The organism is Aminobacter sp. Piv2-1, assembly GCF_037625995.1.
Taxonomy (GTDB): domain Bacteria; phylum Pseudomonadota; class Alphaproteobacteria; order Rhizobiales; family Rhizobiaceae; genus Aminobacter.
In genome coordinates this window covers 66,934-92,874 of the sequence record NZ_JARKMU010000005.1, presented here as the reverse complement: position 1 = coordinate 92,874, position 25,941 = coordinate 66,934, and the positions used below count along the sequence as shown (strand labels likewise).

Below are 25,941 nucleotides of genomic sequence, written 5' to 3'. Positions count from 1 at the left end.
CCTGATATGGCGAAAAGCGTTGTTGCCGGTCTCGACCGGATCCTCACCATGGAACTCGTGCGCGTGACCGAGCGCGCTGCAGTGGCGGCAGCAAGGCTGCGCGGACGCGGCGACGAGAAGGCAGCCGACCAGGTGGCCGTCGACGCCATGCGCCAGGAACTCAACCGCCTCGCCATCGACGGCACCGTGGTGATCGGCGAGGGCGAGCGCGACGAGGCGCCGATGCTCTACATCGGTGAGGAAGTCGGTGCCGGCGGTCCCGAGGTCGACATTGCGCTCGACCCGCTGGAAGGCACCACCATCTGCGCCAAGAACCTGCCCAATGCGCTGGCCGTCATCGCCATTGCCGAAAAGGGCAGCCTTTTGTTCGCGCCAGACGTCTACATGGACAAGATTGCGGTCGGCCCCGGATATCCGGACGGCGTGATCGACATCGACGCGTCGCCTGCGGAGAACATCGCCAGCCTGGCCAAGGCCAAGGGCGTGCCGGTGTCCGAAATCACCGCCTGCATCCTAGACCGCCCGCGCCATGCCAAGCTGATCGACGCGGTGCGTACGACGGGTGCTGCCATCCGCCTGATCGGCGATGGCGACGTGGCCGGCGTGATCCACACCACCGACCCGGAAGAGACGGGCATTGACATCTATCTCGGCACCGGCGGCGCGCCAGAGGGCGTGCTGGCTGCGGCGGCACTGCGCTGCACCGGCGGCCAGATGCAGGGCCGCCTCATCCTCGACACGCCCGAGAAGGTCGAACGCGCCGCCAAGATGGGCATTGCCGACCCCAAGAAGGTTTATCGCATCGAGGAGATGGCGCGCGGCGACGTGCTGTTTGCCGCGACCGGCGTGACCGACGGCAACCTGCTCGCCGGCGTCAAGTTCGGCCGCGATTCGATCACCACGCACACCATCGTGCTGCGCTCGTCTTCGAAGACCGTCCGTGAAATCAAGGCGCGCCACCAGGACCTGGAAAAATTCTGATTACGCGCCGGCCGCAGTCGCCTATGGTCGGCCCGAGGCGGGTGGACCAGCACTGAATGGCGACTGAAAAGCGTAATTTCCTCGGCGTGAGGCGTTCGGCCACCGGTGTCTCATGGCAGCACCGGCTGACCGAACGCCAGGACATGATGGCGCTCGCGATCGCGCAAGGCCACGGCGTTCCCGACATCGTGGCGCGGGTGCTCGCCGGCCGTGGCGTGCTGCCCGAGGAGGCCGAGCGCTTCCTCGATCCGACGATCCGGGAACTCCTGCCCGATCCGGCGTCGCTGACCGACATGGACAAGGCGGCGGAGCGGATCGCCGAGGCAATCGTCCGCGGCGAGAGGGTTGCGATCTTCGGCGACTACGACGTCGACGGCGCCTGCTCGTCGGCGCTGATGAAGCGCTTCCTCGGCCATTTCGGCATCCAGTCCGAGATCTACATTCCCGACCGCATTTTCGAGGGTTACGGACCGAACCCCGATGCGATGCGCGAACTGGTGGCGCGCGGCGCCAGCCTGATCGTCACGGTCGACTGCGGCACCAACAGCGCTGCCTCGATCGATGCGGCCACCGAGGCGGGTGCCGACGTCGTCGTGCTCGACCACCACCAGGTCGGCGGGCCGCTGCCGAATGCGATAGCCGTGGTCAATCCGAACCGCGACGACGACCTTTCCGGGCAGGGCCATCTCTGTGCCGCCGGCGTGACTTTTCTCGCGCTGGTACACACCGCCAAGGTGTTGCGCGAGAAGCTGCCCGATGCGCCGCGTCCGGATCTGCTAAAGCTGCTCGATCTCACGGCACTCGCGACCGTGGCCGACGTGGTGCCGCTCGTCGGCGTCAACCGCGCCTTCGTGGTCAAGGGTCTGCAGGCGATGCGCCAGCAGAACAACCCCGGGCTGACCGCGCTTGCCCGCGTCGCCCGCATCGGCGAGCCGCTCAACACCTTCCACCTGTCCTTCCTGCTCGGCCCGCGCATCAATGCCGGCGGTCGCATCGGCGATGCTGCGCTCGGCAGCAGGCTGCTGGCGACCGACGATCCGGTCGAGGCCGGCACGATCGCGGATACGCTCGACCGCCTGAACCAGGAGCGGCAGGCGATGGAAACCGAGATGTTGGCTCAGGCACGCGCCGAGGCCGACGCCGAGATCGGGGCCGGGCCAGGGCCGGCCGTACTGGTCACCGCCAACACCAACTGGCATCCCGGCATCGTCGGGCTTCTGGCTTCGAGGCTGAAGGACCATGCCCGACGCCCTGTATTCGCCGTCGCCTTCAACGGTTCCGGCATCGGCACCGGCTCCGGCCGCTCGGTGTCGGGCTTCGACCTCGGCAAGCTGGTGCGCGAGGCGGTCGAGGCCGGCCTGCTGGTCAAGGGCGGCGGGCACGCCATGGCCGCCGGCATCACGGTCCAGAAGGAGAAGCTCGGCGAGTTGCGCGCCTTCTTCGAGACGCGTGCGGCCGCCGACGTGTTCCGCCTGCAGGATGAGGAAAGCCTCTTGATCGACGGCGCGCTTGCTGCCGAAGGCGCGACGCTTCAGCTGGTCGAGGCGCTGGAAAAGGCAGGTCCGTTTGGGCAGGGGCACGTGGCGCCGACCTTCGTGCTGCCGCGCCACAAGCTGGCCGATGTCCGGGTGATCGGCACCGGACATGTGCGCGTCGACTTGCGGTCCGAGAGCGGCGGCCGCATCCAGGGCATTGCCTTCCGCACCGCCGAGGCACCGCTTGGCGAGTTTCTGTTCAGGAACAGCGGCCGCACCGTTCATGTCGCGGGTTCGCTGTCGGTCAACCACTGGAACGGTAATCGCACCGTGCAACTGCGCCTCATCGATGCGGCGCTGGCCGGTCCTTAAGTCAGCACTGCCTGCAGCCTGACGATCTCGGCCATCTGGGCCTTCGTCGTTTCGTAGCCGATGCGGATGGCTTCGTCGGCGCGGTGGAAATCTGAAAGGCCGATGTGACCGAGCTTGGGCTGCAGCGACAGGTCCGGCGGGTCGCCGGCGAGGCGGGCGCGCGAAATTCGGTCCTGGATGATGTTGAAGGCTTCGACCATCACGCCGGTGATGCCGAGCCTTGCCTCGCGTTCGCTGGCATAGTCGCTTGGTGGGCCCTCGGCCGCCATTTCGCCGGCGCTGTGCTTGACCACGGCAGCGCGGCCGAAGAGGTCGTAGTGCAGGTTGACCGCAACCACGAGCGGCTGTTCGTGGGCGCGGCAGACCGAAACCGGCACCGGATTGACCAGCGCGCCGTCGACGAGGGTGCGGCCGTTGCAGGTGACCGGCTCGAACACGCCGGGAAGCGCATAGGAGGCCCGGATCGCCTTGATGAGCGAGCCGCTCGACAGCCAGATCTCGTGGCCCGTGCGGATTTCCGCGGCGACGCAGACGAACGGCTTGGGCAGGTCCTGGAAGGTCAGGCCGTTCATGTGCTGCTGCATGCGGGCGTCGAGCTTCATGCCGCCGAACAGGCCGTTGCCGACGAGTTGCAGGTCGAACAGGCCGAAGATGCGGCGCTTGGTCAGGCTGCGGGCGAATTCCTCGAGCTGGTCGAGCTTGCCGGCGAGATAGCAGCCGCCGACCAGCGCGCCGATCGAGGTGCCGGCGATCATGTCGATGCGGACGCCTGCCTCGTCGAGAGCCCTGAGCACGCCGATATGCGCCCAGCCGCGGGCGGCGCCGCCGCCAAGCGCCAGGGCCACGCCGGTCTCCTTCGGTTTTGCAGGATCGTTGCCGCCGGTCCCGGATGAAAAGCCGTTGGCTTCCCGGACGTTGTGGCGCGCGTAGAAAGATGCCCATTCGAGCATCGCAATCTCCCTTGTCCCGCAAGCAGATTACACCCGGCCCGTATTAAAATCGTGAATCTTTGTGCCGCCGGATCGGCAGCCGGTTCACGATTTCTTGCGGTAGATGTCTTCCGCGTTGAACAGGGGCGCGCTGCCGTCCGCACTGAGGGTTGCGACGCCGTTCTGTTGCCCCACCGTCCGGTAGAAGCAGGAACGCCGGCCGGTGTGACAAGTTGCATCGTGGCCGGTCACGTTTACGCGCAGCCAGATCGCATCCTGGTCGCAGTCGGTGCGCATCTCCACCACGTGCTGGAAGTTGCCGGAGGTCTCGCCCTTTTTCCAGAGCGCCTTGCGCGAACGCGACCAGTAGTGGGCGATGCCGGTCTCGATGGTAAGGGCCAGCGCCTCGGCATTCATGTGGGCGACCATCAGCAGCATGCCGTCACCGGCGTCGGTCACCACCGCCGTGACCAGGCCGTTGGCGTCGAAACGCGGAGTGAACGCAGCGCCTTCTTCGAGAAGGCGCTTGTCGTCGGAGGGTTCAGAAAATTGCAGCGCTGTCATCGCCGGATCCTGGGAGATTGTGGAGCCGGCGAGAGGGATCAGATCCCGCCGCCGCCAGCTCGCACCATTGTCACGAACCGGACCTGTTCCTCCGGGTTGTCCCGGAAAACGCCGGTGAAGGTGGAGGTCAGGGTGGTCGAACCCTGCTTGCGGATGCCGCGCATGGCCATGCACATATGCTCGGCCTCGATCATCACGGCAACGCCGCGCGGATTTAGCACGTCCTGGATGACCCCGGCAATCTGCGCCGTCATCGCCTCCTGGGTCTGCAGGCGATGGGCGAAGATGTCGACGACGCGGGCGATCTTGGACAGGCCGACCACCTTGCCGTCCGGCAGGTAGCCGACATGCGCCTTGCCGATGATCGGCACCATGTGGTGCTCGCAATGCGAATGGAATTTTATGTCGCGGACGATGACGAGGTCGTCGTAGCCGGCCACCTCCTCGAAGGTGCGCCCAAGCTCGTCCGCCGGGCACATGTCGTAGCCGTTGAACATCTCGCGGAAAGCCTTGGTGACACGCTTGGGCGTGTCGATCAGACCCTCGCGGCTGGGATTGTCGCCGGTCCAGCGCAACAGCACCTTCACCGCCGCCTCGACCTCCGCTTCGGTCGGCCGGTCGGTCGCAGGCTTTTCCATGTAAGCTGATTGCGGCATCAGCTTCTTGATCACGGCATCCATCTCAGGCGTCTCCAGTAGTCCCTGTCGGAGCAGGGACGAGTTGAACGGACACAGCCACTTCAGGAACAACCGGGATGGTGCCGTACCCAAAGCTGCGCATTTCGCCCTGTCTCCCGATGCCTCTTCGGCCGCCTTGCCGGGAGGCGAGCACCGCCATTATATATGGGCGGACACCACGATTGAAAGATGCGACAGCGACAAGAGATGGTCGTAACACGCATTCAGAGTGAAAAAAGTTGATCGACGATATCTACAACACGAAAATCCTTGGCTTCGCCGGCAATATCGGCCGGCTCGGCCGGCTGGAGCATCCCGACGCGACGGCAACGGCCCATTCCAAGCTCTGCGGCTCGACCGTGACCATCGATCTGTCGATGAGGGACGGTGTCGTCACTGACTTCGCCCATGTGGTGAAGGCCTGCGCGCTCGGGCAGGCGTCCTCGTCGATCATGGCCGAACATGTGGTCGGTGCAACCGCCGGCGAGCTGCGCGAGGTACGCGATACCATGCTGCGCATGCTCAAGGAGAACGGCGCGCCGCCGCAAGGCCGCTTCGCCGATCTGAAGTATCTCGAGCCGGTTCGCGACTACAAGGCGCGGCACACTTCGACCATGCTGACATTCGAGGCGGTCGTCGACGCCATCGGCCAGATCGAGCGCAAGCAGGCCGAGGCGGCCGCCTAGTAAGTCTCCAGATAGCGTCGGCTTTCGACGAACTCCGACCGGATCCAGTCGGCGAAGGCCTGCGCCGGTTCGGACAGCTTGCCGAGATCCTTGGCGACGAGCCAGTAGGCCCCGCAGACGACATTGGTCTCGAACGGCTTGACCAGCGCGCCCGAAGCCAGTTCGTCCCGCACCAGCAGCAGATCACCCAGCGCCACGCCGTGTCCCAGCACCGCGGCCTGCTTGGCCAGCGCGGCATCGGCGAGCAGGGGGCCGCGATCGGGCACCACGTCCCGCCCGACGCCCGCCGCCTCGAACCAGCGCGCCCAGCCTTGCCGGTTCTCTTCGTGCAGCAGCGTGTAGCGGGCAAGGTCGGCCGGACTGTCGAGCGGCGGGCCGGATTTCAGCAAGGAAGGCGACAGGACCGGGGAATCGATGACCGGACCGAGATGTTCGGCATCGCTGCGCGGCCATGACGTATCCCGCGCGCTGAAGCGCAGCGCCAGCTCCGCCTGGCCGCTGCGGAATTCGACGACGCGCGGGTCGACATCGAGCGAGACGTCGATGTCCGGCCGCTGTTCGCGGAAACGGTTGAGGCGCGGCACCAGCCAGCTTGCGCCGAGCGACGGTTCGGCGCTGACGGTGACCACGGTCTGTTCCGGCCGCGCGATCAGATCGCCGAGCCGCTGGTCGATGTCGTCGAAGCTCTTGACCAGCTGGCGCAGCAGCTTGTGTCCCGCGTCTGTTAGTTCGACACGGCGATGGTGGCGGATAAACAGCGGCTGGTTGAGGAATGCCTCGAGCTCCCGGATCTGCCGGCTGACGGCGGCCTGGGTGACGAACAGCTCTTCGGCCGCGCGGCTGAAGCTGAGGTGCCGGCCGGCGGCCTCGAAGCTTCTCAGCGCCGTCAGGGGAAGGCGTCCGCGCTTCATTTGCATAATCTCAAGTTATCCAACCCGGACGTTATACTCGTTTGAAGTGAACGGCCAGAGGCGGTCAAATCCTGCCGAAAAGGAGGCAGGACCATGCCGACGCTGTTCGATGCCTATGCGGACCTGTTCCGTATCGCGACGTTCCAGGCTGAAAATTCAGCACGCGCCAAAGGTCGCTGCGGCGCCGGCCGGCGACAACTCGAGGCCCCGCAGCATCGGTGCCCCCACCGACCGGCGAAACTTAGCTGGCTTGCGTGACACGGCGCCGCAGCGGCGCGGTCATATGCTCAGAACATTGCGTCTGCATGTCGGAATTGACATCTATGACGGATGAACAATCCGGAGCGGCGCGGGCGATGAGCCACGGCCACGACCACAGCCATGCAAGACCTGCCGCGCGGGGCCGCAACTGGCCCGGGCCCTGGCGCAGGACGCCGGGGCGCGTGCTCGGCACATCGCTGGTACGGCTCTACCAGCTGACGCTGTCCGGCTTCATCGGCAACTCCTGCCGGCACATGCCCACCTGCTCGGAATATGCCCACGAGGCCATCGCCCGACACGGCCTGTGGGCGGGTGGCTGGATGGGCCTGTTCCGCGTGCTGCGCTGCGGCCCATGGGGCACCCACGGCATCGACCGCGTACCGGAACAGCTGGCCAGCCGCTATCGCTGGTTCGCGCCCTGGCGTTGCTGGCACATCGGCAAATCGCCGCAGTAGGCTGTTTTCGCCGCACCGAAGCGCTTTACGGCGCAAAAATCTCCCCCTAAAAGATCGCGTCGCCGGACGCCTCCGGCATTTTCACCACCCGCGCTCGTTTGCGGGACTGGATAGGAGAAGAACTTTGCTGAATTCCGTTTCCCTGACATTTCCCGATGGTTCCGTCCGCGAATATGACGCGGCGCTGACCGGTGCCGGCCTGGCCGAGTCGATCTCGAAGTCGCTCGCCAAGAAGGCCGTGGTCTACGCCATCGACGGCACGTTGCGCGATCTCTCCGACCCGCTCGGCAAGTCCGGCAAGGTCGAGATCGTTACCCGCGACGACCAGCGCGCGCTCGAACTCATCCGTCACGACGCCGCCCACGTGCTGGCGGAAGCCGTGCAGGAGCTGTGGCCGGGAACCCAGGTGACCATCGGTCCCGTCATCGACAACGGCTTCTATTACGACTTCGCCCGCAACGAGCCCTTCACGCCGGAGGATTTCCCCGCGATCGAAAAGAAGATGCGGGAGATCATCGCGCGCAACCGGCCCTTCACCAAGGAGGTCTGGTCGCGCGACAAGGCCAAGCAGGTGTTCCGCGACAAGGGCGAGGCCTACAAGCTCGAGCTGATCGACGCGATCCCCGAGGACCAGGACCTCAAGATCTACGCCCAGGGCGAATGGTTCGACCTGTGCCGCGGTCCGCACATGGCCTCGACCGGCCAGATCGGCAACGCCTTCAAGCTGATGAAGGTTGCCGGCGCCTATTGGCGTGGTGATGCCAACAATCCGATGCTGACGCGCATCTACGGCACGGCATGGGCCGACCAGGCGCAGCTCGACGGCTATCTCCACATGCTGGAAGAAGCCGAGAAGCGCGACCACCGCAAACTCGGCCGCGAGATGGACCTGTTCCATTTCCAGGAGGAGGGTCCCGGTGTCGTCTTCTGGCATGCCAAGGGCTGGAAGATGTTCCAGAACCTCGTCGGCTACATGCGCCGCAGGCTGGACACGCAGGGCTACCAGGAGGTCAACGCGCCGCAGGTGCTCGACAAGAGCCTGTGGGAGACGTCGGGCCACTGGGGCTGGTATCGCGACGCCATGTTCAAGGTGACGGTAGCCGGCGACGACACCGACGACGACCGCGTCTTCGCGCTCAAGCCGATGAACTGCCCGGGCCACGTGCAGATCTTCAAGCATGGCCTGAAGTCGTACCGCGATCTGCCGGTGAAGCTTGCCGAATTCGGCAACGTCCATCGCTATGAGCCGTCGGGCGCGCTGCACGGGCTGATGCGCGTGCGCGGCTTCACCCAGGACGACGCGCACATCTTCTGCACCGAGGAACAGCTCGCGGCCGAGTGCCTGCGCATCAACGACCTGATCCTGACGACCTATGCCGACTTCGGCTTCGACGAGATTTCGGTGAAGCTGTCGACGCGACCCGACAAGCGCGTCGGCTCGGACGAGGCCTGGGACCACGCCGAAGAGATCATGAGCAACGTGCTCAAGACCATCGAGGCGCAGTCGGGCGGCAAGATCAAGACGTCGATCAATCCGGGCGAGGGCGCCTTCTACGGGCCGAAGTTCGAATATGTGCTGAAGGACGCCATCGGCCGCGAATGGCAGTGCGGCACGACCCAGGTCGACTTCAACCTGCCCGAGCGCTTCGGTGCCTTCTACATCGGCTCTGATTCCGAGAAGAAGCAGCCGGTGATGATCCACCGCGCCATCTGCGGCTCGATGGAGCGTTTCCTCGGCATCCTGATCGAGAACTATTCGGGCCATTTCCCGCTGTGGTTCGCGCCGCAGCAGGTGGTGGTGGCGACGATCACGTCGGACGCCGACGACTACGCCCGCGAGGTCGTGGGGAAGCTGAAGGCCGCAGGCCTCTCGGCCGAGGCCGACCTGCGCAACGAGAAGATCAACTACAAGGTCCGCGAGCACTCGCTGGCCAAGGTTCCGGTCATCCTCGTCTGCGGCAAGCGCGAGGCGGAGGAGGCGTCCGTCAACGTCCGCCGCCTCGGCTCGCGCGACCAGGTGTCCATGGGCCTCGACGAGGCGATCGCATCGCTGCACGACGAGGCGAGGACGCCGGACCGGCGCCGCGCCGCGCAGGGCTGAGCACCAAGGATGCAAAAACGGGCGGCAGTGATGCCGCCCGTTTTTGCTTGGGTTCAAGAAGAAGGCGCAGAAGGCCGATCGCGTGCTTCAGTCTGCCTGCCGTCGACACATTTCCATGAGTGCCGATTGCGGAACGGGCCAACTGCAGACGTTGTGCGTCCAGGCTGCGGCTACAGTCAGAAGGTCTTGTTGAACCGCAATTTTCCGCCCCATGACTCGAAGTCGTTGTCGCCGAGCCCATCATAGAAAGCCGAGGCCGAAACGGAACCGGTGCCACCTGACAGGGAGAAGCCGACCTCGCTCCGTCCGCGCAGGCCGGTGTCAGCAAGTCCGGGCGACGACGTGGCCGAGGTGGCTGTGTTCTTCTGCTCGAACGTCCACACACCTTCGAGCGAGACGAACGGCTGGAAGGCCGTGCCGTTGTCGAGTGCCGTCTGGTAGCTGATCCTCGGCCCGAACTCGAACGTGCCTGTCGCGATCTCGACCTCCGGTATCGGCAGGCCGAGGCCGTCGGCGTAGGCGTCAGTCTTCTCCTCGAAATAGGTGAGGCGAGCGGTAGGCGCGATGCGCCAGCGGTCGATGTCGTACTGACCGATCAATGCCGCCGAGACCAGCCAGCGCGTTCCGTCGAGCTGATCGGAATAGGTCCCCAGCGGTGAGGCGGTGTTGGAGGATTGCCCCCATGCCGCCCGTGCGTCCAAGAACAGTCCGTCAGTCAGCCTCGCCGTGAGGTACGGGCCGACCAGGTAGCCGGTTCCCTCGATCGTCGCGTCCCCATTGCCCTCCATCTCTGTCCAGTCGAGCTGGACGCCGAGACCGACGAGAACACGCGGTCCGACGAGATAGTCCGCGCCGCCGTGTAAGATGCCGAAACGGCCGTCGCCGCCCGGGGCATTGAAGCGGGCGAGCTTCCCCTCGATCCAGAGGTCGAACGGTGTCGCGAGGGGCTCGGTGGCGACTTCATCAGTGGTGTTGATGCCCGGCGCGCCGAATGGCGGTCGGTTGTCGTTGCCGCTGGTGGCTTGATCCGCATATGGGATAGGCAGAACGCCGCCTGAGGTATCATCCGCCGCAGTATTTGCTGACCCGGCCGCGGGTTCGGCCTGCGCCCGGCCCAGGCTGTAGGCGAAGGAAGCTTGATCGCCGGTGAAGCGCATGGCGATCGGCAGTTGGCCGGGAACGGTCAAGCCGAAGCCGGCGACGCCGGCGGAGCTCGAATGGCTACCCGTCAGCCGCTCGAGCCGCCGGGCAGAATCCGGTTGGTTGGCGACGATCAGGTTGGCGCGCGCTTCCAGGAAGGCTCCGATGAGCTCCGTCGTGGGGCGTATGTCGCCGGCGACGATGGTGCAGACGATCTCGTCTCCGGCCTGGACCACGATCGTGCCCGACTGGCTGGCGCTGTCGAGCGAGGAGCCGAGACTGTTGCAGCCGGCCGACGCGAGTTCGAATCCTGCCGGTACGGTGAAGGATATGGGGTGGCTTCCGGGCGGGACGTTGAGCGGACCCGACGAGCCGCTGCCGCCGGCTGCGGTGACGACGAAATTGAGCGACGGCTCCACAGAGGTGAAGGCGAATGCGCCGTCGCCAGAGCTTTCGATCACGAAGGTCACTCTGGGCGCTCCGACCGTGACACTGTATGCTTGGCTCCCGGAGAAAGGGCCGGTGCCCGTCGAACTGTCGGTCGCTTCTACCGTGAAGGAGAAATTGCCCGCTACCGTCGGCGTGCCCGACAGCGTGCCGTCGCCAGCAAGCGTAAGCCCGGCGGGCAATGCGCCGGCGCTGACCCTGTAGCTGTAGGGAGCGGTGCCGCCGCTGGCCGATACCGAAACCGATACCGGCACGCCGAAAGTAATCGCGGGAAGCGTCGTCGGCTCCGGCGAAATCGTCGGTGCGCCGATCACCAGCGTGAAGCTGCGGTCGACAAAGGCGGGCCCGTTACCGCCGCTGCTGTCGGTCGCGCGGATCGTCAGGTTGTAGCCGCCGCCTTGTGTCGGCGTTCCCGAAAGGACGCCGCCCGGGGACAGGCTGAGCCCAGCGGGGAGCGACCCCGAGTAGAGTGTGAAGCTATAGGGCGCAACGCCCCCGCTCGCGGTCAGCGTCTGGCTGTAGGCGACCGCGATTGCGCCGTCGGGCAGCGCCCCGTTGATCGCCAGCGTGGGTGTCGCGACCGCAAGCGAATAGGCGTTCGCGACTGCAAAGCTGAGGCCGTCGGTTGCGGTCACGGTGAAATTGAAGGTGCCCGCTGCGGTCGGCGTGCCCGACAGGATGCCGGTCGATCCGTTGAGCGTCAGCCCGGTAGGCAAGCCACCCGCGGTGACCGCATAGCCAAAGGGCGCAACGCCGCCGCCTAAGCTGATCGTCTGCGAATAGGCGCTACCCGCTGTCGCACCCGGCAGTGCGCCTGCCGCAGGGCTGAGCGTCAAGGTTGGCGCAGCGACGGTGAAGCTGTAGGCGCGGCTTGCGGAGAAAGGGGCGCCGGTGCCCGTCGAACTGTCGGTCCCGGTAATGGTGAAGTTGAAGGTGCCCGACGCGGTCGGCGTGCCCGACAACGTCCCATCGGCCGCGAGCGTCAACCCCGCGGGCAATGCGCCGCTTGTAATCTTGTAGTCATAGGGACCCTGGCCGCCGCTGGCGGTGATCGAAGCGCCATGGGCGGTGCCATAGACGGGCGCAGCCAACGTCGCCGGTGAAAGCGAGATCGTCGGCGGGCTGACCGTGATCGTCACCGTGGCCACCGCCGAATCGCCCGCGCCGTTGGAGGCGCGATAGGTAAGGCTGTCGGGACCCGCATAACCCGCGGTGGGTGTATAGTGGATACTCGTGCCCGCGGCAGTCGCGGTACCGTGCGCGGGCGATGTCACCACGATGATGCTGGTCGCAGCGCCGCCGCCGAGCGCGAGCGACATCGCGTTGTTCGATGAACTATGTGCGACCGTCGCGCTGCTGTCAGTCACGGTCGGCAAAGACAGGATCGTGAAGCTATTGGCGTTGGAACTGACGGAGGCGTTGCCCGCCGCATCGGTCGCGGTTGCTCGAACGCTGTGCATACCATCGGCGAGTGCGGAACTGGGCGTGAAGCTCCAGTTGCCTGATCCGTCCGCGCTCGTCGCGCCAGCGGACGCGCCGTCGATGACGATATCAACCGTGGCATTGGCTTCGGCGCTGCCGCTGATCGTGGGTGTCGTATTGCTCGTCGTGCTGCCATTGGTGGGCGCGGTGACCATCGGGGCGGGAGGTGGCGTGGTATCGATGGTGAAGTTGACGGTGGTCGAATTGGGCGACGTGTTGTTCGAGGCGTCAGTCGCGGTGGCATAGACGCTGTGCGCGCCCTCGGAGAGGGGCGACCCAGGCGTGAACGACCAGACCCCGAGGCCGCTGGCGCTGGTCGTCCCGGCGGAGCTTCCGTCCATGTAGACGGTCACCGTCGAGCTGGCCTCTGCAGTGCCGCTGATCGCGGGGGTCAAGTTGTTGAGCACATCGCCGTTCGCGGGGCTCGCGATCACCGGCGCCGCCGGCGGGGTGGTATCCACCAGCGACAGCACGTTGACCGTGACGTTGATGATCCGCCCGGTATTGTTGTTGTCGATTTGGAAGGTGTCGATCCCGGAGAAGGCGGATGATGGCGGGAGGTATCGCACCTCACCGATGGCGGAGCGGACCAGCCAGCCCCCCTCCGTGGTTGCATTCGCGACGATGAATCCAAGCTGTGCGGAAGCCGGATTGCCCGCCAGCGGCCGTATGCTCCCATTGAGCAGGCTGTTGCAGTCGCCGGTCGTTGCCGAGATGTTCGCCGTCGTCAGAACCCCGCCAAGTGCGAACGAGCTGGCATCGGAGGAACTGCCGGCCGGGTTCACGAAGGTAAGCCCGGCAATATCGCTCGGGCCGATGGAGCAGGGGAAGGTCGCCGCAGCTGCGGACGTTGCCATCACTGCCCAGGTAAGGATGCACGCAAGCAACGCAAGGAGCGGGCGCAGCGCTCCATTCCGTCTGGACATTCGGTTATCCCCCCGCCCGAAATTGAAATTTCTAAAGCAAAAAGTATTTGTGAGCGTGAGATGGAAATACAGAGTATGTCAGGAGTCAACAAAATAAATATGATTGCCAAAGCTTTATGTGGTCAGGTGTGAAGTTTGACAGCCAAGTAAGCGGTAAGGAAATTGCTTGGCGAGCAGAATAGATATCCTTGACCATGAGGCAAGATGGTGCTTGCGTGGTATGTCTGCGGTCTTGCCGTGGACTCGTTGTCGAAAATCAGACACTTGCGCCTTCTGCGTTCGCGCAAGAAGCGCGGATCCGCGAGCCCCGGTGCTATGTCGCGCAGGCGGTCACCGCAGATATCCGAGCAGGCGGCTGATGCTCAGTCGGCACCCTCGGTCGGGTCTATGGCCGCGGCTTCGGAGGCGACGACCTCGACATCCTGGTTGCGGCCGGCGACGACCGTGAAGTCGCGCTGGTAGATGCGGTCGCGGTTCTTGGCAATGATGGTATAGCTGCCCTCGGAAAGCACCAAGGAAGCAAAGGCGCCCACGGTCTCGCGCAGCGGATCGCCGGATTCGTTCAGGATCGACCACGATGTGTCGGCGATGGCTTCGCCGCCGGCGTCGCGCACCAGCTTGAGCGTCACTTCGGCGGCGCGATGCTCGACCGTCGCCTCCGTCAGCTTGCCGGCTTCGACCTTGATGTCCGAGCGGATGACGGCGTTGACGTTTCCGTAGGTGGAGACGACGTGATAGGTGCCCGAATTGAGCCGGACGACCGTATTCGGCGCGACGTCGGGAATGATGAGCGAGCGTTCGCCGTCCGCACCCTCGTCGCCCTCGTAGATCGAGAATTTCAGCTTGGCCGGCGGAATGCGCACGCCGCCGGACAGGACGGCGTCGAGTTTCAAGCCACCTGCGTCGAGAACGAGGCTCTCGCGCTTGCCTTCCTTGCCCACCGTGATGCGCTTCGTCGCCCCGGCGCGGCCGTAGGACGCATGGACGAGATAGCTGCCGGGCGGCAGCTGGAAGCTGCTGGTGCCGCCCTGGGCTGAGGCCACCAGCGGCAGCTTGCCGTCAGGGCCGGCCTCGGGCCGGAACACGCGCCAGACCAGGCCACGGCTGATGTCGGCGCCTTCGCCGGTCAATTGGGCGGCGAGCGTGATCTCGCCGAGAGCGGCGGTTGCCGGCGGCTCGTCGCCGCGCGGCTGCGTGAAGTTCGAAATCCCGGGCATGCTCAGCTTGTCGAGGATGCCTGTGCCTTCCTGCGCAAATCCGGCCGGCGCCTGCACGCTGAACAGTGCGGCACCCAGAATCGGCGCGAAAAAACGGAAGTGTCCCCGGAACATCCCTTGTTTGAAGCCCAAGGCGGTGGCAATTTCAAGGCTGATCCGGCGCATGGAATCTTCCGACTACGCGCCGCCGCCAGAGCGGCCGCCATTCCGGACGGCGCTTCAGCCCGAAATCTTCAGGAGTACCCGCGCTGTGACATCGCCGATCCTCGACTTTTTGCTGACCCGCAATTCCGCGCCGATCCCCGAGCTGCGTGAGCCGGCCCCGTCCGACACCGAGATCGAGACGATGCTGCGCGCCGCGACCCGCGTGCCCGATCATGGACGCCTGGAACCCTGGCGCTTCATCCTCTATCGCGGCGACGCCCGCATCGAGATCGGCAAGAAGCTCGCAGCCCTCGCCGAGAAACGCGAAGGGCCGCTGCCGGAAGGCCGCCGCAACCAGGAGCTCGCCCGTTTCTCGCGCGCGCCGCTGGTCATCGGCGTGATCTCGAGCCCCAAGGAGAACCCAAAGATCCCGCAGTGGGAAATGTTCCTGTCGGGCGGCATGGCGGCGATGAATTTGATCACCGCCGCCAATGCGCTGGGCTACGGCACCAACATGATCACCAACTGGTATTCGGACAACGAAGAGGGCCGCGCCCTGCTCGGACTCGCGCCGCACGAACGCGTGGTGGGTTTCATCCACATCGGCTCGTATGATGGCCCGGCGCCGGAGCGCCCGCGCCCTGACGTGAGCAGGCTTTGTTCCGACTATTCCGGCCCTTGGGAGGAGAGCTAGCAGGTGTACTACGAACCGTCGAAGGGCCATGGGCTGCCGCATGATCCGTTCAAGGCGCTTGTGTCACCGAGGCCGATCGGCTGGATCTCGACGGTGGGCAGGAACGGGGCGCTCAACCTGGCGCCCTATTCGTTCTTCAATGCGTTGTCGGGAAAGCCGCCGTTGGTGTGGTTCTCGTCGGAAGGCGAGAAGGACAGCGCGACCTTTGCCGGCGAGACGCGCGAGTTCGTCGCCAACATCGTCGGGCGCGACCTTGCCGAGAAGATGAACCGCAGTTCGGTCAACGCGCCGCGTGGCACGAGCGAATTCGCCTATGCCGGCCTGACGCCTGCGCCGTCGCGGCTCGTCGCCCCGCCACGTGTCGCCGAAGCGCCGGCTGCGCTGGAATGCAAGGTGACGGAGATCTTCCGGCCGAAGGCGCTGGACGGTCAGGATATCGGCGCCTTCGTGGTCATCGGCGAGGTGGTCGGCATCCATATCGACGAGGCCTTCCTCAAGGAGGGGCTGTTCGACACGGTCAAGGCCGGCAACGTGGCGCGGCTCGGCTACATGGACTATTCGACGGTGGACGCGGTCTTCTCGATGCGCCGCCCGCGTTGGGAAGAGTAGAGCTACGGCTTCAGCCCGGCGGCTTTCGCCCGTTCGAGCAGGCGCTGCGCCAGCCTGAGATGCGGCCGGTCGTACATCTTGCCGCCAATGCCGACAACGCCGGGGTTGCCGGCTGCCTCGAAGGCAGCGACCACCGCCGCCGCATGGGCCGCCGCGTCGGTCGATGGCGTGAAGGCCTCGTTGATGACTGCCACCTGATCGGGGTGGATCGCCATCTTGGCAGTGAAGCCGTCGCGTTCGGCCTCGATGCATTCGGCCCTGAGGCCGTCGAGATCCCGGAAATTGACGAAGACGGTGTCGATTGCCGCGGTGTCGGCCGCTGCGGCTCCTAGCATGGTCATCGTGCGCGCAAGCCGGAAGACATCCGTGTAGCGCCCGGCATCGTCTCGCGCCGCGCGCGCGCCGATCGCCGCGGACAGGTCCTCGGCGCCCCAGGTCAGACCGGCGAGGCGGGCGCTCGCACCGGCATAGGTCCCGGTCGAAAGCACCCCTGCGGCGGTTTCGGTGATGATCGGGATGATGCGGATCGCACCGTCGGGCAGGCCGTTTTCGGCCTCGTGAACCCTGAGCTTGGTCGACAGGTGCTGCACGTCGGCGCCGGAATTCGATTTGGGCAGCATGATGCCGTGGGGCGAAACCGGGATGATCGCCCTGAGATCGTCGTCGGTCATGCCGGTCGCCAGATCGTTGACGCGGACGTAGATCGCGGCACTGGTGGCGTCGCGCCTGGCGGCGATGAAGTCGGCGGCAATTGCGCGGGCATGCGCCTTGTTCTGTTGGGCGACCGAATCCTCCAGGTCGATGATGACCGCGTCGGCGCCCGAGGCGAAGCCGCGCTCGAGCTTCTTTTCCGAATCTCCCGGAACGAACAACAGCGACCGCATCAGCCAGCCTTCTTCAGCATCATCGCCTGGCGCCTGCATCTGGCGACCAGCGCGCCGTCCTGATTATAGGCGCGATGCTCGAATTCGACGATGCCGCGGTCGGGCTTCGATTTCGATTCGCGCACCGACAGCACCTCGGTTTCGACGCGGATCGTGTCGCCATGGAAGACCGGGTGCGGGAAGACGGTCTCGGTCATGCCGAGATTGCCGATGGTGGTGCCGAGCGTGGTGTCGTGCACCGAAATGCCGATCATCAGGCCGAGCGTGAACAGCGAATTGACCAGCGGCTTGCCCCATTCGCTCCTGGCGGCGAAGTCGAAATCGATGTGCAGCGGCTGAGCGTTGAGGGTCATCACCGAAAACAGCATGTTGTCGCTCTCGGTGACCGACTTGGTGAGCTGATGGCGGATCACCTGACCGACCACGAATTCCTCAAGATGAAGTCCGGCCATCCGCTTTGCCCTCCAGTTGTCCGAGGTTGATAGGCGTTGCCCGCGATGGGGGCAAGCGGGTTAACGGATATGGTGAACCGTTCGTAAACCATTTCCTTCTAAAGTATTTCACGGGGTTTGGTGCAAGTTGCCGGGGACGAAGGCGGATGGTTGTCTCGCATTTCCTGAGGTGGATCGAGACTGCGAGGGTGGATGAGCGCGCGGCGGCGGCCGCCGCACTCGCGACGGCCTATGTCACCCGGGAGCTGCCCTTCGAGGACCGCTGTTCCGCCGAGGCAGCCCTGACTTTCCTGCTCGACGACCCTTCGCCCAAGGTGCGACAGGCCTTGGCGGAAGCGATGTCGATGAGCATCAACGCGCCGATCCAGGTGATTGCCGCATTGGCCTCGGACCAGCCGGAAGTCGCAGCACTCGTGCTGGCGCGCTCGCCCTTGCTCACGGACGCGGACCTGATCGACCGCGTCGCGTCGGGCCCGCTCGCGGTTCAGAAGATCATCGCCGACCGGCCGGTCGTGTCCATGGCGCTTGCCGCGGCTCTGGCCGAAGTCGGCGAGGCGGAAGCCTGCGCGGTGCTCGTCGGCAACTATGGGGCCGACATCGCGGCCCTGAGTTTCCGGCGGATTGCCGAGCGTCATGGTCATGACGCGCGGCTGCGCGAGGCGCTCGTCGCCGACCCGCGCCTGCCTTCCGATTGCCGGCATCTGCTCCTGGTCAGGCTGGGCGAGGCACTGAAAGCCTCGCCGCTCGTCATGGCGTCGATCGGTGCCGTCCGCGCGGAGCGCGTCACGCGCGAAGCCTGCATCAAGGCTTCTCTCGGCATCGTCGAGACCACGCGTGCCGAAGAGCATGTCGCCCTGGTCGAACATCTGAGGCTGCGTGGCGACCTGACGACGAGCTTCATCATTCGCGTCCTTGCGCACGGCAAGGTGGATTTCTTCGGCGCGGCGCTGGTGGTGCTGACCGGCCGCGACCAGCTGCGGGTGAGGGCGCTGCTTGCGACCGGCCAGGACCTGGCATTGGCTGCGCTGTTGCGGGCGGCCGGGTTGGCCGACGCAACCCACGCCATCATCCTGCGGGCGCTGAAGGTCTGGCGCGAAGTGGCGAACGGACGCCGGGTCGCCGGCGCCCAGGAAGTCAGCTGGCTGATGCTCAGGGAGCTTGGCGGGCAGTCCGCCGAGGGCGAGCTGGCCGGCCTGGTGAAGTCCATCCACCTCGACGCCTTGCGCGAGAACGCCCGCGGCCACGCCTTTGCGATCGCCGCGGCCTAGCCAAGGCCTCCCGGATTGTGCGCGCATAGGAACCGCTCTATCCTTCGATCATGCGCCACGCGGCCCGAACCACGAATACGCCCGAAGGAATAAAGCCCCTGGTCGATGCCATCAGAGGGCGGTTTTCGCCGGAGTCCATTTGGCTGTTCGGCAGCCGGGCACGAGGGGACAATCGCGAGGATAGCGATTGGGACATACTCGTAGCACTTCCCAACGATGCCGATGAGAATCTGCTCGACCCCTTGGTAGGGTGGTCTATTCAGCGGGAGTTCGGCATTCCGGCGACCGTGGTTTTCACGCTCGCGGACGATCTGGAGGCGAGCTGGGGCTCTCCCAATACACTTGGCTACGCGCTGGCGCGCGATGGTCGCCGCCTGGATGATTGAAGCCAAGACAATCGCAAATGGTCTGAGGCTGGCGAGTGGCTGCCTGGCAGACGCGCGTACCCTTGCGCAGAGTGGTTCGCGAAATGCGGCCTATCTTGCCGAGCAGTGCCTGGAGCAAATCGTCAGGTCGCTGGCGACCTCCGAAGGCCTCCACATCGAGAGGCATGACGCACATCAACTGGACAAGGTGATCCGCAGGCTCCCCGACGACCATCCGGAGAAAGAAGCCTTGAACGGCCTGGTCTGGCTGGAAGCCTACGCCACGACCTTTCGATACACGTCACCATCTGGCCAGATACCCAAGACGCCGAGCGCAGAAAGACTGGGCCAAGCATTGGACGCATTGGCGCGCCTGCTGGAACGCGTGGTCGTTCATTTCGGTGTCGAATTGAACAGCGACGGTTCATCCGCAACCTCAATTCTGCCGATGCGAAAACCCAAGGCGGGGAGACCCTAGGCGCAGCTAGCGCTAGATGTCCAGCGCTTCCGACTGGGCGAACTCGGCACGTTCCTGGATGAAGCGGAAGCGGGCTTCCGGCTTGGTTCCCATCAGCGAGTCGACGGCAACCTTGGTCTCCTCCTCGTCGTCGATGACCTCGACGCGCAGCAGCGTGCGCTTCTTCGGGTCCATCGTCGTTTCCTTGAGCTGCGAGGCCATCATCTCGCCCAGGCCCTTGAAGCGGCCGATCTCGATCTTGCCACGGCCGGTGAACTCGGTGCGCATCAACTCGTCCTTGTGGGCGTCGTTGCGGGCATAGGCGACCTTGCCGCCCTGGCGGATCGAGTAGAGCGGCGGCACCGCCATGTAGAGATGGCCGCCACGGACGAGCTGCGGCATCTCCTGGTAGAAGAAGGTGATGAGCAGCGAAGCGATGTGTGCGCCGTCGACGTCGGCGTCGGTCATGATGATGACGCGGTCGTAGCGAAGGTCCTCCTCGCGGTATTTCGACCGCGTGCCGCAGCCCAGCGCCTGGATCAGGTCGCCGATCAGCTGGTTCGAGGCCAGCTTGTCGTTGCCGGCGCTGGCGACGTTGAGGATCTTGCCGCGCAGCGGCAGGATCGCCTGCATCGAGCGGTCGCGCGCCTGCTTGGCCGAGCCGCCTGCCGAGTCGCCCTCGACGATGAAGAGTTCGGCGCCGGCGGCCGCGTTCTGGGTGCAATCGGCCAGCTTGCCGGGCAGGCGCAGCTTGCGCACCGCGCTCTTGCGCGACACTTCCTTTTCCTGGCGACGCCGCACGCGCTCGTCGGCGCGCGCGATCACCCAGTCGAGCAGCTTGGAGGCTTCCTGCGGGTTGTCGGCGAGCCAGTGGTCGAATGGATCGCGAAGCGCCGTCTCGACGATGCGCATGGCCTCCACGGTCGCCAGCTTGTCCTTGGTCTGGCCGACGAATTCGGGCTCGCGGATGAACACCGACAGCATGCCGGCGGCCGAGATCATCACGTCCTCTGAGGTGACGATCGAGGCGCGCTTGTTGCCGACGAGATCGGCATAGGCGCGCAAGCCCCGCGTCAGCACGTTGCGGAACCCCATCTCGTGGGTGCCGCCGTCGCCGGTCGGGATGGTGTTGCAGTAGGAGTTGATGAAGCCGTCGCCGCCGTACCAGGTGACTGCCCATTCGAGCGAGCCGTGGCCGCCCTGCTTCTCGCTCTTGCCGGCGAAGATCTCGCGCGTGACCTGCATCTCGTCGCCGAGCGAGGCCTTGAGATAGTCGCCGAGGCCGCCGGGGAAGTGGAAGACGGCCTTGGTCGGCGTTTCGTCCTTCTCCTTGATGAGCGAGGGATCGCAGCTCCAGCGGATTTCGACGCCGCCGAACAGGTAGGCCTTGGACCGCGCCATCCTGTAGATGCGGGCCGGCAGGAAATGCGCGCCCTTGCCGAAGATGTCGGGGTCGGGATGGAAGCGGACCTTGGTGCCGCGCCGGTTGTGCACGTCGCCGAGGCTTTCGAGCCCGCCCTGGGGGATGCCGCGCGAAAAGCGCTGGCGGAAGAGCTGGCGCCCGCGCGCCACCTCGACCTCGAGCTGGTCCGACAGCGCGTTGACCACGGACACGCCGACGCCATGCAGGCCGCCCGAGGTCTCATAGACCTTGGAGTCGAACTTGCCGCCGGCATGCAGCGTCGTCATGATCACTTCGAGCGCCGACTTGTTCTTGAACTTGGGGTGCGGATCGACGGGAATGCCGCGGCCGTTGTCGGTGACGGTCAGGAAGCCTTCGGCATCGAGTTCTACGTCGATGAAGGTGGCATGGCCTGCCACAGCCTCGTCCATCGAGTTGTCGATGACTTCGGCGAAGAGGTGGTGCAGCGCCTTCTCGTCGGTGCCGCCGATATACATGCCGGGACGACGCCGGACGGGCTCGAGCCCCTCCAGGACCTCGATGTCGGCAGCGCTGTAGCCTTCGCTTCCATCCTTCGCCGGCGCCGGACGCTTGGCCGCAGCCACGGCCTGGACCAGTGGGTCGGCCGGACGGGTGGCGGGGCGGGCGGGCTGCTTGTCGAGATTGCCGAAAAGGTCGCTGTTGTCGTCCATGCTCAATACGGTTTTTCCGCGCTGCGAATCACTTTGTCGAGTTTGCCAGTTTTGCCGGTCCGGCAACAGTTCCGGTTCTGTTCGTGTGCCGCGCCCGATATGCCGCGTCGGGCACGTCGAGCGCAACGATTTGTAAACGCTATCCGAACTCGCCCCTGTGCGACGATGATGGATGCAGCCTTATGCGGTTGCCCCAAGGGCAAAACGCTCGATAACTGCTGCTCGAACAATCGGACAATCAGGAAAGCGGGGCCCCCGTGCTCGACTTCGGTTCCCTTTTGCTCGCGACGGCCCTGTCCGGCGCCTGTCTGAGCGGAACGCTGCTTGCCATCTGGCTGACCGCGCGCCAGGCCCGTTTCGTCTTCACGATGGCGGCGGGGATACTACTTCTCGTCCTCCATGTCATCGCATTTTGGCAATATGGCCGCAACGCCGCGCCATGGCTCGGCCAATTGACCCTGTTACTGCTGGTGGCCGGCTTCTTCGTGATCCTGTGCTCGACTGCGCAGTATCTCGATCGCAACTGGCACAGGGTGGTCGCGGCGCCCGTGCTGGCGGTGACCGTGCTGATTACGTCGGTGACCGCCGTCGGCTACGACGGCCTGGGCTTCGTGCTCGCCTATTCCACCGTCACGGCGCTGCTGGTGGTGACCGCTTCCATGTTCTGGGCTGCCGGCGAGTATGACCGGCGCATCCTCGCCGCGGTCACCATGCTTTCGGGCAGCGCGGCAATCTCCTTTGCGCTCTGCGCCTTGGTTCTGGTGGTCAACGGGCAGTGGTCGCTGGGCACCGTTCCCAGGAATTGGGCCGAAGACTTGAACACGGCAGTCGTGGTCGCCTGCATGACCGCGCTCGGCGCGCTGACCATCTCGCTGCATCATCTGCGCACCCAGCGGCAGCTGACGGCGCAGACGTTGACCGACCCGCTGACCGGGCTGCTGAACCGCCGGGCGCTGACGATGTTCCACGGCAATACCCGCTTCGGCCCCAGGATGGCGCTCGCCATGTTCGACCTCGATCATTTCAAAGGGACGAACGACCTGTTCGGTCATGCTGTCGGCGACACAGTCCTGCAGCGTTTCGCCGACGTGGTCAGGAAACATGCCCGGGATGGCGCCGAGGGCTTTCGATTGGGCGGCGAGGAGTTTGCAGTCGTCATGTCAGGTATTCCCCCGCTCGATGCGCATGAAATCCTGTGCACGATCGGTGCTGCCTTTGGCGCAGAGATAGTCGTCACCAAGCTCGGGCCGCTGCGCAGCACGGTCAGCGTCGGCATCTGCTTCGGCGACGAGCACGCGATGACGCTCGAGCAGATGCTGCTCGCCGCCGATGCGGCACTTTATGCCGCCAAGCGGGCGGGGCGAAACCGCGTTGCCACGGCCGATGCAGTGGGCGACGCGAGGTTCCGCGAGCCCGAGCTACTCTTTGCGTAAGCCTTGAGGAGGCGAGGGCTGCTTCGCTCGCGGCCAACGGGCTGAAGCAGATCGGCGGCGCCCGTGAGGTGCGCCGCCGATGAGAGCGTTCGTCAGTCGGGACTACTCGGCGGCGCCGAGATATTCCGTCAGTGGCGGGCACGAGCAGACCAGGTTGCGGTCGCCGGCGACGTTGTCGATGCGCGACACCGGCGGCCAGTACTTGGCCGTGGTGTCGGGGTGGCCGCCCGGATAGGCCGCTTCGAGGCGGGAGTAGGGATGCTTCCACTCGCCGGCAAGCGTCTCGGTTGCGGTGTGCGGGGCGTTGACCAGCGGATTGTCGTCCTTCGGCCACTCGCCCCTTTCGACCTTGGCAGCCTCGGCCGCGATCGCCGCCATGGCCTCGCAGAAGCGGTCGATCTCGCGCTTCGGCTCGGACTCCGTCGGCTCGACCATCAGCGTGCCGGCCACCGGCCACGACATGGTCGGGGCATGGAAGCCATAGTCGATCAGGCGCTTGGCAACGTCCTCGACCGAGATGCCGGCGCGCTCCTTGAGCACGCGCGTGTCGAGGATGCACTCATGCGCCACGCGGCCGTTCCTGCCCTTGAACAGCACCGGATAGTGCGCTTCGAGCCTGGTCGCGATGTAGTTGGCGTTGAGGATCGCCTGCTCGGTGGCCTGCTTGAGGCCCGACGCGCCCATCATCCGGATGTACATCCAGGTGATCGGCAGGATCGAGGCGCTGCCGAAGGGGGCCGCCGAGACGGCGTGGCTGCTGCCGGCCTCGACATGGCCCGGCACGAAGGGCGCGAGATGCGCCTTCACGCCGATCGGGCCGACGCCGGGGCCGCCGCCGCCATGCGGGATGCAGAACGTCTTGTGCAGGTTCATGTGGCAGACGTCGGCGCCGATGTCGGCCGGCCGGGCGAGCCCGACCATCGCGTTCAGGTTGGCGCCGTCGAAATACACCTGGCCGCCATGCGCATGGACGATTTCGCAGATGTCGCGCGCGCCTTCCTCGAACACGCCGTGCGTCGACGGATAGGTGAACATCAGCGCCGCAAGCTTGTCGGCGTGCTGCTCGGCCTTCACCTTGAGGTCGGTGACATCGATGTCGCCGTCTTCGAGGCAGTGCACGACAACCACTTCCATGCCGGCCATGGCCGCACTTGCCGGGTTGGTGCCATGCGCCGAGGACGGGATCAGGCAGATGTTGCGCTGCGTCTCGCCACGCGAGTGGTGATAGCGGCGGATCGCCAGCAGGCCGGCATATTCGCCCTGGCTGCCGGCGTTCGGCTGCAGGCTCACCGCATCGAAGCCGGTGATCTCGCACAGCCATGCCTCGAGGTCGTCGGTCATCGCGCGATAGCCAAGCGAGTGGCTGGTCGGCGCGAAGGGATGCAGGTTCGCGACCGTCGGCCAGCTGACAGGCATCATTTCGGCTGCGGCATTGAGCTTCATGGTGCAGGAGCCGAGCGGGATCATGGCGCGGTCGAGCGCCAGGTCCTTGTCGGCGAGCCGGCGCAGGAAGCGCATCATTTCCGTTTCCGAGCGGTTCTCGTGGAACACCGGCTGGGTCAGGAAGTCCTTGCCGCGCGGCTTGCCGGGCAGGGCGCGCTTGGCCTCCTTCGGAGCCTTGGCGCCAAACAGGGCGGCAACGGCGTCGAGGTCGGCCTCGGCCGAGGTCTCGTCGAAGGCGACCGACACGTGGTCGGCGTCGATGACGCGCAGCAGGCGGCCGATCTTCTCGGCCTCTACTGCAATCGCCTCGGCCCTGCCCTTGGCTTCAACCGTGACGGTGTCGAAGCGCTGGGTGCCCGAGACGGTCACGCCGGCGGCCTTCAGGCCTTCCGCCAGGCGGGCGGCAAGACCATGGACGCGCTCGGCGATCGCCTGCAGGCCGGCCGGGCCGTGCCAGATGGCGAAGGACGCCGCCATGTTGGCGAGCAGGGCCTGTGCCGTGCAGATGTTCGACGTCGCCTTGTCGCGGCGGATGTGCTGTTCGCGCGTCTGCAGCGCCAGGCGATAGCCGGGACGGCCCTTGCTGTCGACCGACTGGCCGACGAGGCGGCCCGGCATCAGGCGGGTCAGCTTGTCGGAGACGGCGCAATAGGCGGCGTGCGGGCCGCCGAAGCCCATCGGCACGCCGAAGCGCTGCATCGAGCCGACCGCGATGTCGGCGCCGAGGCTGGCGGGCGTATCGGTGACGGTCAGGCTGAGCGGATCGGAGGCGAAGATGACGATGGCGCCGACGGCCCTGGCCTTCTCGATCGCCGCCTTGTGGTCGCCATAGACGCCGTTGGTGTCGGGCCAGGAGACGATCAGGGCTGCCGTGTTGTCGTCGATGGTCTCGCCGTCGATCTCGGTGCCCAGCGGCTCGGCGCGGGTGCGCACGACGTCGAGCGTCTGCGGATGCGGCACGCCCGCGAGCGCCACGCGGCTGCGCTTGTCGCGGTGGTGGCGGAGCGCGATGCCGACGGCCTCGGCCACGGCGGTCGCCTCGTCGAGCAGCGAAGCGGACGCCACCGGCAGGCCGGTGAGTTCGGCGACCAGCGTCTGGAAGTGGAACAGCAGTTCCAGGCGGCCCTGGCTGATTTCGGCCTGGTAGGGCGTATAGGCGGTGTACCAGGCCGGGTTCTCGAACAGGTTGCGCTGGATGACCGGCGGCACGTTGACGCCGTGATAGCCGGCGCCGATGAAGCTCTTCAGCAGCTTGTTGCGGCCCATTTTCTCGCCGAGCTCGGCGAGCGCTTCATGCTCGGCTGCAGGCGCAGGCAGGTTCAGCGCGCGGTCGAGCCGGATCGACTTCGGCACGGCCTGGGAGATCAGCGTTTCCACCGAGGGCACGCCGATGGCGGCGAGCATGGCGCGGGTGCCTGTCGCGCTGGGCCCGATGTGGCGGGCGGAAAAAGGATAGGGTGCAGCGGTCATCTCA

At 65.7% G+C, this 25,941-nt stretch carries 22 protein-coding genes; 12 read left to right on the top strand and 10 right to left on the bottom strand.

From position 1 onward, the window contains the following. Positions 1-6: 6 nt before the first annotated feature. The gene (gene glpX, locus AmiPiv_RS10705; protein WP_340037407.1) at positions 7-981 is read left to right on the top strand and encodes a class II fructose-bisphosphatase; all 975 of its coding nucleotides are present in this window, start codon (positions 7-9) and stop codon (positions 979-981) included. Between the two features lie 56 nt (positions 982-1,037). Further along, a complete protein-coding gene (gene recJ / locus AmiPiv_RS10700) occupies positions 1,038-2,828 on the top strand; it encodes a single-stranded-DNA-specific exonuclease RecJ (RefSeq protein WP_340037406.1) in 1,791 nt (596 codons plus the stop codon). Here the strand turns inward: recJ and AmiPiv_RS10695 are convergent. From AmiPiv_RS10695 to folE, 3 genes are all read right to left on the bottom strand, one after another. After that, a complete protein-coding gene (locus AmiPiv_RS10695; RefSeq protein ID WP_340037405.1) occupies positions 2,825-3,778 on the bottom strand; it encodes a patatin-like phospholipase family protein in 954 nt (317 codons plus the stop codon). The two genes, recJ and AmiPiv_RS10695, sit on opposite strands and share 4 nt — an antisense overlap. Positions 3,779-3,862: 84 nt before the next feature. Next, complete coding sequence (gene hisI / locus AmiPiv_RS10690) at positions 3,863-4,321, bottom strand: phosphoribosyl-AMP cyclohydrolase (protein ID WP_340037404.1); 459 nt, start codon at positions 4,319-4,321, stop codon at positions 3,863-3,865. A gap of 38 nt (positions 4,322-4,359) precedes the next feature. After that, positions 4,360-5,001 carry a GTP cyclohydrolase I FolE gene (gene folE / locus AmiPiv_RS10685; RefSeq protein ID WP_340037403.1) on the bottom strand — a complete coding sequence of 214 codons (642 nt, stop codon included), beginning with the start codon at positions 4,999-5,001 and terminating at the stop codon, positions 4,360-4,362. Between the two features lie 236 nt (positions 5,002-5,237). On the opposite strand from folE, the gene AmiPiv_RS10680 reads away from it, so the two are divergent. Then, entirely contained in the window at positions 5,238-5,684 is a 447-nt protein-coding gene (locus AmiPiv_RS10680; RefSeq protein ID WP_340037402.1) for an iron-sulfur cluster assembly scaffold protein, read from the top strand. On the opposite strand, the gene AmiPiv_RS10675 is transcribed toward AmiPiv_RS10680, so the two are convergent. Continuing rightward, positions 5,681-6,595 (bottom strand): LysR substrate-binding domain-containing protein, encoded by a 915-nt coding sequence (locus tag AmiPiv_RS10675; protein WP_340037401.1) that lies wholly within the window; start codon positions 6,593-6,595, stop codon positions 5,681-5,683. The two genes, AmiPiv_RS10680 and AmiPiv_RS10675, sit on opposite strands and share 4 nt — an antisense overlap. Before the next feature lie 93 nt (positions 6,596-6,688). Here AmiPiv_RS10675 and AmiPiv_RS10670 point away from each other — a divergent pair, with 93 nt between their 5' ends. From AmiPiv_RS10670 to thrS, 3 genes are all read left to right on the top strand, one after another. Beyond that, positions 6,689-6,853: a hypothetical protein gene (locus AmiPiv_RS10670; RefSeq protein ID WP_340037399.1), complete on the top strand. Its 165-nt coding sequence runs from the start codon at positions 6,689-6,691 to the stop codon at positions 6,851-6,853. A 98-nt stretch (positions 6,854-6,951) separates the two neighbouring features. Then, entirely contained in the window at positions 6,952-7,311 is a 360-nt protein-coding gene (gene yidD, locus AmiPiv_RS10665) for a membrane protein insertion efficiency factor YidD (protein WP_340037730.1), read from the top strand. A 124-nt stretch (positions 7,312-7,435) separates the two neighbouring features. After that, positions 7,436-9,412: a threonine--tRNA ligase gene (gene thrS / locus AmiPiv_RS10660; protein ID WP_340037398.1), complete on the top strand. Its 1,977-nt coding sequence runs from the start codon at positions 7,436-7,438 to the stop codon at positions 9,410-9,412. A 176-nt stretch (positions 9,413-9,588) separates the two neighbouring features. On the opposite strand, the gene AmiPiv_RS10655 is transcribed toward thrS, so the two are convergent. Both AmiPiv_RS10655 and AmiPiv_RS10650 read right to left on the bottom strand, forming a co-directional pair. After that, on the bottom strand, positions 9,589-13,407 hold the full coding sequence (locus AmiPiv_RS10655) for a putative Ig domain-containing protein (protein WP_340037397.1): 3,819 nt from the start codon (positions 13,405-13,407) through the stop codon (positions 9,589-9,591). A gap of 362 nt (positions 13,408-13,769) precedes the next feature. Next, positions 13,770-14,738, bottom strand: a complete 969-nt coding sequence (locus tag AmiPiv_RS10650) for a hypothetical protein (protein WP_340037729.1) — start codon at positions 14,736-14,738, stop codon at positions 13,770-13,772. Positions 14,739-14,874: 136 nt separating this feature from the next. On the opposite strand from AmiPiv_RS10650, the gene AmiPiv_RS10645 reads away from it, so the two are divergent. Both AmiPiv_RS10645 and AmiPiv_RS10640 read left to right on the top strand, forming a co-directional pair. Then, positions 14,875-15,462: a nitroreductase family protein gene (locus AmiPiv_RS10645; protein ID WP_340037396.1), complete on the top strand. Its 588-nt coding sequence runs from the start codon at positions 14,875-14,877 to the stop codon at positions 15,460-15,462. Positions 15,463-15,465: 3 nt separating this feature from the next. Beyond that, complete coding sequence (locus AmiPiv_RS10640; protein ID WP_340037395.1) at positions 15,466-16,071, top strand: flavin reductase family protein; 606 nt, start codon at positions 15,466-15,468, stop codon at positions 16,069-16,071. A 2-nt stretch (positions 16,072-16,073) separates the two neighbouring features. On the opposite strand, the gene AmiPiv_RS10635 is transcribed toward AmiPiv_RS10640, so the two are convergent. Both AmiPiv_RS10635 and AmiPiv_RS10630 read right to left on the bottom strand, forming a co-directional pair. Next, on the bottom strand, positions 16,074-16,955 hold the full coding sequence (locus tag AmiPiv_RS10635; RefSeq protein ID WP_340037394.1) for an HpcH/HpaI aldolase/citrate lyase family protein: 882 nt from the start codon (positions 16,953-16,955) through the stop codon (positions 16,074-16,076). Further along, positions 16,955-17,407, bottom strand: coding sequence for a MaoC family dehydratase (locus AmiPiv_RS10630; RefSeq protein WP_340037393.1), 453 nt, complete (start codon positions 17,405-17,407; stop codon positions 16,955-16,957). Before AmiPiv_RS10630 ends, AmiPiv_RS10635 begins: the two co-directional genes overlap by 1 nt. 146 nt (positions 17,408-17,553) lie before the next feature. Here AmiPiv_RS10630 and AmiPiv_RS10625 point away from each other — a divergent pair, with 146 nt between their 5' ends. Genes AmiPiv_RS10625 through AmiPiv_RS10615 form a run of 3 tightly spaced genes read left to right on the top strand, consistent with a single transcriptional unit; the run spans position 17,554 to position 19,518 of the window. Further along, entirely contained in the window at positions 17,554-18,675 is a 1,122-nt protein-coding gene (locus tag AmiPiv_RS10625; protein WP_340037392.1) for a DUF2336 domain-containing protein, read from the top strand. Positions 18,676-18,725: 50 nt separating this feature from the next. Then, positions 18,726-19,061, top strand: a complete 336-nt coding sequence (locus tag AmiPiv_RS10620) for a nucleotidyltransferase domain-containing protein (RefSeq protein ID WP_340037391.1) — start codon at positions 18,726-18,728, stop codon at positions 19,059-19,061. Next, positions 19,054-19,518: a HEPN domain-containing protein gene (locus AmiPiv_RS10615; protein ID WP_340037390.1), complete on the top strand. Its 465-nt coding sequence runs from the start codon at positions 19,054-19,056 to the stop codon at positions 19,516-19,518. Before AmiPiv_RS10620 ends, AmiPiv_RS10615 begins: the two co-directional genes overlap by 8 nt. Before the next feature lie 12 nt (positions 19,519-19,530). Here AmiPiv_RS10615 and parE read toward each other — a convergent pair whose 3' ends face one another. Next, complete coding sequence (parE, locus tag AmiPiv_RS10610; RefSeq protein ID WP_340037728.1) at positions 19,531-21,591, bottom strand: DNA topoisomerase IV subunit B; 2,061 nt, start codon at positions 21,589-21,591, stop codon at positions 19,531-19,533. A 257-nt stretch (positions 21,592-21,848) separates the two neighbouring features. On the opposite strand from parE, the gene AmiPiv_RS10605 reads away from it, so the two are divergent. Beyond that, complete coding sequence (locus tag AmiPiv_RS10605; protein ID WP_340037389.1) at positions 21,849-23,024, top strand: GGDEF domain-containing protein; 1,176 nt, start codon at positions 21,849-21,851, stop codon at positions 23,022-23,024. 102 nt (positions 23,025-23,126) lie between these two features. Here the strand turns inward: AmiPiv_RS10605 and gcvP are convergent, their stop codons facing one another. Continuing rightward, a complete protein-coding gene (gene gcvP, locus AmiPiv_RS10600; protein ID WP_340037388.1) occupies positions 23,127-25,937 on the bottom strand; it encodes an aminomethyl-transferring glycine dehydrogenase in 2,811 nt (936 codons plus the stop codon). Positions 25,938-25,941 lie beyond the last annotated feature (4 nt).

Bases quoted from the DNA above. Each gene is read 5' to 3' on its own strand.
- AmiPiv_RS10615 (WP_340037390.1), top strand. From the start codon at position 19,054: ATGATTGAAGCCAAGACAATCGCAAATGGTCTGAGGCTGGCGAGTGGC.
- hisI (WP_340037404.1), bottom strand. From the start codon at position 4,321: ATGACAGCGCTGCAATTTTCTGAACCCTCCGACGACAAGCGCCTTCTC.
- yidD (WP_340037730.1), top strand. From the start codon at position 6,952: ATGAGCCACGGCCACGACCACAGCCATGCAAGACCTGCCGCGCGGGGC.
- parE (WP_340037728.1), bottom strand. From the start codon at position 21,591: ATGGACGACAACAGCGACCTTTTCGGCAATCTCGACAAGCAGCCCGCC.
- glpX (WP_340037407.1), top strand. From the start codon at position 7: ATGGCGAAAAGCGTTGTTGCCGGTCTCGACCGGATCCTCACCATGGAA.
- AmiPiv_RS10675 (WP_340037401.1), bottom strand. From the start codon at position 6,595: ATGAAGCGCGGACGCCTTCCCCTGACGGCGCTGAGAAGCTTCGAGGCC.
- AmiPiv_RS10630 (WP_340037393.1), bottom strand. From the start codon at position 17,407: ATGGCCGGACTTCATCTTGAGGAATTCGTGGTCGGTCAGGTGATCCGC.
- AmiPiv_RS10620 (WP_340037391.1), top strand. From the start codon at position 18,726: ATGCGCCACGCGGCCCGAACCACGAATACGCCCGAAGGAATAAAGCCC.
- gcvP (WP_340037388.1), bottom strand. From the start codon at position 25,937: ATGACCGCTGCACCCTATCCTTTTTCCGCCCGCCACATCGGGCCCAGC.
- folE (WP_340037403.1), bottom strand. From the start codon at position 5,001: ATGGATGCCGTGATCAAGAAGCTGATGCCGCAATCAGCTTACATGGAA.
- AmiPiv_RS10625 (WP_340037392.1), top strand. From the start codon at position 17,554: ATGGTTGTCTCGCATTTCCTGAGGTGGATCGAGACTGCGAGGGTGGAT.
- AmiPiv_RS10655 (WP_340037397.1), bottom strand. From the start codon at position 13,407: ATGTCCAGACGGAATGGAGCGCTGCGCCCGCTCCTTGCGTTGCTTGCG.
- AmiPiv_RS10695 (WP_340037405.1), bottom strand. From the start codon at position 3,778: ATGCTCGAATGGGCATCTTTCTACGCGCGCCACAACGTCCGGGAAGCC.
- AmiPiv_RS10650 (WP_340037729.1), bottom strand. From the start codon at position 14,738: ATGTTCCGGGGACACTTCCGTTTTTTCGCGCCGATTCTGGGTGCCGCA.
- recJ (WP_340037406.1), top strand. From the start codon at position 1,038: ATGGCGACTGAAAAGCGTAATTTCCTCGGCGTGAGGCGTTCGGCCACC.
- AmiPiv_RS10670 (WP_340037399.1), top strand. From the start codon at position 6,689: ATGCCGACGCTGTTCGATGCCTATGCGGACCTGTTCCGTATCGCGACG.
- AmiPiv_RS10635 (WP_340037394.1), bottom strand. From the start codon at position 16,955: ATGCGGTCGCTGTTGTTCGTTCCGGGAGATTCGGAAAAGAAGCTCGAG.